The organism is Staphylococcus sp. B1(2026), from assembly GCF_058895785.1.
Window position 1 is genome coordinate 1 of record NZ_JBZXTS010000069.1, and the last position, 5,115, is coordinate 5,115.

General features: G+C 30.9%; 4 protein-coding genes. 3 read left to right on the forward strand and 1 reads right to left on the reverse strand.

Going from position 1 to position 5,115, the window contains the following annotated elements:
• The first annotated feature begins 149 nt into the window (after nt 1–149).
• The 3 genes from AC5EAH_RS07690 (at nt 150) to AC5EAH_RS07700 (ending at nt 4,039) form a co-directional block, all read left to right on the forward strand.
• Nucleotides 150–1,727, forward strand: a complete 1,578-nt coding sequence (locus tag AC5EAH_RS07690) for an alpha-glucoside-specific PTS transporter subunit IIBC (RefSeq protein ID WP_493494195.1) — start codon at nt 150–152, stop codon at nt 1,725–1,727.
• Between the two features lie 11 nt (nt 1,728–1,738).
• Complete coding sequence (locus AC5EAH_RS07695) at nt 1,739–3,073, forward strand: 6-phospho-alpha-glucosidase (protein ID WP_493494196.1); 1,335 nt, start codon at nt 1,739–1,741, stop codon at nt 3,071–3,073.
• A gap of 216 nt (nt 3,074–3,289) precedes the next feature.
• Nucleotides 3,290–4,039 carry a MurR/RpiR family transcriptional regulator gene (locus AC5EAH_RS07700; protein ID WP_493494197.1) on the forward strand — a complete coding sequence of 250 codons (750 nt, stop codon included), beginning with the start codon at nt 3,290–3,292 and terminating at the stop codon, nt 4,037–4,039.
• A gap of 152 nt (nt 4,040–4,191) precedes the next feature.
• On the opposite strand, the gene AC5EAH_RS07705 is transcribed toward AC5EAH_RS07700, so the two are convergent.
• Entirely contained in the window at nt 4,192–5,091 is a 900-nt protein-coding gene (locus AC5EAH_RS07705; protein ID WP_493494198.1) for an MFS transporter, read from the reverse strand.
• Nucleotides 5,092–5,115: the final 24 nt, after the last annotated feature.

Below are 5,115 nucleotides of genomic sequence, written 5' to 3' on the forward strand. Positions count from 1 at the left end.
AGATGACTTTGTCATCTCTTTTTTTATTGGGGAAAATTCTCTAGAAATGAGAAATCTCCCTATATAAGAAAGCGTTTTCCTATTTATTCTATAAGCATTGTATGCATTGTTTTGTCATGTTATAAATAGAATAAAGGGAGGTATTAATAATGTTAGAAAAATTACAACGTTTTGGTGGTGCAATGTTTACACCTGTTTTACTTTTTGCTTTTGCAGGTATCATGGTTTCAATTTGTACGATATTTAAAAATCCATTATTAGTTGGTGATATAGCTATGCCAGATACAGTTTGGTATAAAATATGGTCAATTATTGAAAATGGCGGTTGGACAGTATTTAATCAAATGGAATTGTTATTTGCTATTGGTTTACCTATCGGTTTAGCTAAAAAAGCCAATGCGAGAGCAGCTTTAGAAGTGTTAGTTCTATACCTTACTTTTAATTATTTTATCAATGGTATATTACAGTACTTTGGAAAGAATTTAGGTGTGGATTTTTCTGTTGATGCAGTGGGTGGCTCTGGTTTAAAAATGATTGCTGGAATTAAAACTTTAGATACAGGAATAATTGGTGCGATTTTTGTTGCAGCTATTGTAGTGTGGATACATAATCGCTTTTTTGACAAAAAATTACCTGATTTCTTAGGTATTTTCCAAGGGTCATCCTTTGTTGTGATCATCGGCTTCTTTCTATTGTTACCAATTGCATTAGTTGTAGCCTGTGTTTGGCCTAAAGTACAAGCAGTGATAGGTGCATCTCAAGCAGTTATGGTAGGTTCAGGTGTGTTCGGTGTTTGGTTATATACTTTCTTAGAACGTATATTAATACCTACAGGATTACATCATTTTATTTATACACCATTTGTATTTGGGCCTGTAGTTGTGGAAGGTGGTATTACGAAATATTGGATTGACCATTTATCACAATTTGCTCAATCAACTGATTCATTAAAAACTTTATTCCCACAAGGTGGTTTTGCCTTGCATGGTAATTCGAAAATCTTTGGTGCAATAGGTATTTCATTAGCCTTTTATGTTACTGCACAATCAAGCAAACGAAAACGTGTGTTAGCAATTTTAATACCAGCAACATTAACAGCTGTGTTAGCAGGTATTACAGAACCTTTGGAATTTACATTTTTATTTATTGCACCTGTGTTGTTTTTAATTCACGCATTGTTAGCGGCAACGATGTCAGCAACAATGTATACTTTTGGCGTTACAGGTGATATGGGTGGTGGTTTTATTGAATTATTAACTAAAAATTGGATACCACTAGCATCTCATCATTGGCAAACTTACGTTATTCAAGTTGTAATTGGTTTAATATTTACAGTCATTTACTTTTTTGTATTTCGTTGGGTAATTGTTAAATTTAATTTTATGACACCTGGAAGAGATGATAATACAGAAATCAAATTATATACTAAGAAAGATTATAAAGAAAAGCAAAAACATCAATTTGAAGTTAATCAATATACAGCACAAGCAGAAGCTATATTATTAGCATTAGGTGGCCCCAATAATATTAGTACTGTAAATAATTGTGCAACAAGATTAAGAATAAATGTGGTCAATGCCGATGAAGTAGCTTCCGATGAAGTGTTTAAAAAAGCACAAGCACATGGTGTTGTAAGAAATGGAACAGCCCTACAAATCATTGTAGGTTTATCAGTACCACAAGTACGTGAGCAATTTGAATTATTATTAAATGAATATAGAAAATGAGGTAATATAAAATGACTAAAAAATATTCTATTGTTGTAGCAGGTGGAGGTAGCACATTTACACCAGGTATTGTATTAATGTTATTAGATAATCTAGAAAAATTACCAATTCGTAGTATTAAATTTTATGATAATGATGAGCAACGTCAACAACAAATAGCAGAAGCTTGTCAAATTATTATCAACGAAAAAGCACCAGAAATAAATTTTTTAGCAACAACTGATCCAGCAATAGCTTTTAGTGATGTAGATTTTGTGATGGCACATATTAGAGTAGGTAAATATGCCATGCGTGAACAAGATGAAAAAATTCCATTAAAATATGGCGTTATAGGTCAAGAAACATGTGGCCCTGGTGGTATTGCGTATGGTATGCGTTCTATAGGCGGTGTATTAGAATTAATTGATTTTATGGAACAATACTCACCAAACGCTTGGATGTTAAATTATTCTAATCCGGCTGCTATCGTGGCAGAAGCAACACGTAAGTTACGTCCACATTCTAAAGTACTTAATATTTGTGATATGCCAATTGGTATCGAAGAACGTATGGCAAAAGCAATAGGTCTATCATCAAGAAAAGAAATGGTGGTTCGTTATTATGGTTTAAATCATTTTGGTTGGTGGACAGATATTCGAGATCTTGAAGGTAATGATCTAATGCCAAAAATCAAAGCACATGTTGCCCAATATGGTTATGCCTTACCAAATGAAATTGAAGCATCACAACATGTTGATGCAAGTTGGATGTCTACATTTGCAAAAGCAAAAGATATTTATGCACTAGATCCAGATACACTACCGAATACTTATTTAAAATATTATTTTTATGCAAGTGATGAAGTAGCGCATGCTAACCCTAATTATACAAGAGCCAATGAAGTAATGGATGGACGAGAAAAGCATGTATTTGGAGAATGTCTTCGTATAGCTAAAATGGGCGCAACTACAAATTCAACATTAGAAATTGATGAACATGCTTCTTATATAGTTGATTTAGCATGTGCAATTGCTTATAACACACATGAAAGAATGTTATTAATTGTTGAAAATAATGGTGCAATTAGTAATTTTGATAATGAAGCGATGGTAGAGATACCTTGTATTGTAGGAGTAAATGGACCAGAACCATTAGTACAAGGTAAAATTCCACAGTTTCAAAAAGGATTAATGTCACAACAAGTCGCAGTCGAGAAATTAGTGGTAGAAGCATGGTCAAAAGGTTCATATCAAAAATTATGGCAAGCTTTAACATTATCTAAAATTGTACCGAATGCAACAATAGCTAAACAAATATTAGATGATTTAATTGAAGCTAATAAAGGTTATTGGCCAATATTAAAATAAAATTTTGAAAATTAAGATTACTTTAAGATTGATAATATATATTAGTCATATAAAGGAAAACAGTCCTTTATAAAAAATTAACTTTTTTTCATAATTAAACTCCTAAAATAAATAGAATTGGTGATAACATAAAGTTTTATTCGCTAATTCTATTTTTTTATGATATATTTTAAACGATTTATTTTAAAAATATAAATAAAAGTTAGGAGTATCATCATGATAGAGGATCGAATAAACAAATATTACGATAGTTTAAGTAATACAGAAAAAGAGATTGCTAAATTTATCATGAAAAATAGAGAAGAATGTAGTCAATTAGGTATTGTTGAGTTGGCAAACAAATGTCACTGTTCCAAGTCATCTGTGCTTAGAATGACTAAAAAATTAAAATTCAAAGGCTATAGTGAATTTAAATATAGTCTTGAAAGAAATCTTAATCCTCATAATAGTATGGATATTTTAACTATGCAGCAGCAAGATATTGCAGCGACACTAAAATTATTTCAACAAATCAATAGTGATGAAATAATAGATCTTATTTATCATGCTGATCGTTTGTTTTTTTACGGAACTGGTTGGGCACAACGTAATGTAAGTATTGATTTATCTCGTAACTTATTGTCTCAAGGGCGTCTTGCTTATAATATACCAGCTAAAACAGAATTAGCACTTAATGTGCATACGATGACATCAAAAGATGCATTAGTTGTTTTTGCACTGAGTGGAGATGTTGAACCAATATTACCTTATCTTAAAGATTTGGCCTTAAGAGATGTACCGATTATTTCAATTACAGCTTTTGGTAATAATAAATTGTCACAATTAACACCATACAATTTATATTATCAAGCAAGAACACTTATGCCTAATCCTGAAGTAGATCATGTTTCATTAATTACATTACATTTATTGTGTGATTGTCTTTATAGAAAATATATGATAAAAATTCATGAAAATCTAAAATAAATAATCATTACGAGCAGTTTGAATGCTCGTAATGATTATTTATTTTGAAGTTCTTGTCATAATTGTAAAAACATATGTTCCGATAAATAATAAAATGGCATCAATATAAAATACCCATACGCCAGAACCTGTTTTATCAATAATTATACCTGTCAATGTAGGTGCAGTAACAGACGAAGACATTGCAAAAAAGTTAAATGTCCTAATGTTGCAGCTAAATTATTTTTATTAGCGTGATCTGATAAATAAGAAATTACTACAGGATCAATAGCCATTTTACTTAAGAACCCATATAATAAAATAATAGTAAGTGTTATTGCATTCGGTGCAAACATAGATAAAGCAATTAAAATAAATGCAGCAATTTCTAGTCCAATAATGATAAATGTTTTATGTTGACGATGTTTGTCAGATAAATGAGCAAAATATAATGCACCAGGAACAGCAGTAACGGCAATCATAGAAGTAATAATACCTATCATTGAACCACTAATGCCACGTTCACTTTCTAAAAATTTTGGTAACCATGTTACAACTAGATAGTAGGCATAACATGTAGTAAAATCTAAAATATAGCAAGCAATAAGTTTAGATGTAAATAAGGAAGATTTATTATTAGTTTCTATTGTTTTGCTAGTAGTGATTTCAGAATTATTATATGGTGTAGGTGATGTAGACTTGATCATAAACACAAACCAAATAATAAGTAAGACAATAAGACTAGCTGTAATAAATACAATCGTTTGCCACTGTAAATTTAATTGTTTAACTAAAAAAGAAGCCCCTGTTAAACCTAAAATCATACCTAAAGCAGAGCCAGAATTAACAATAGCAGTAGCAATACCCTTTTTTTCTGTTGGTACGTGTTGAGTAGTCAAAGAAAAAGCAACAGCATAGTATGAACTACAGCCAATTCTAGCCATTACGGCACCGATATACATTGTTGTAATATGGCTTGCCATACCAATAATGTAAACACCTAAGGCAAAAATAATGAATCCATGTATTAACACTTTTTTCTGACCAATTTTATCTACAACCCAACCAGAGATTTAAATAAGATGAAAACATTAGTT

What these genes read in the sequence shown, in the direction of transcription:
- AC5EAH_RS07690 (WP_493494195.1), top strand. Translation starts at nt 150, where the DNA reads ATGTTAGAAAAATTACAACGTTTTGGTGGTGCAATGTTTACACCTGTT.
- AC5EAH_RS07695 (WP_493494196.1), top strand. Translation starts at nt 1,739, where the DNA reads ATGACTAAAAAATATTCTATTGTTGTAGCAGGTGGAGGTAGCACATTT.
- AC5EAH_RS07700 (WP_493494197.1), top strand. Translation starts at nt 3,290, where the DNA reads ATGATAGAGGATCGAATAAACAAATATTACGATAGTTTAAGTAATACA.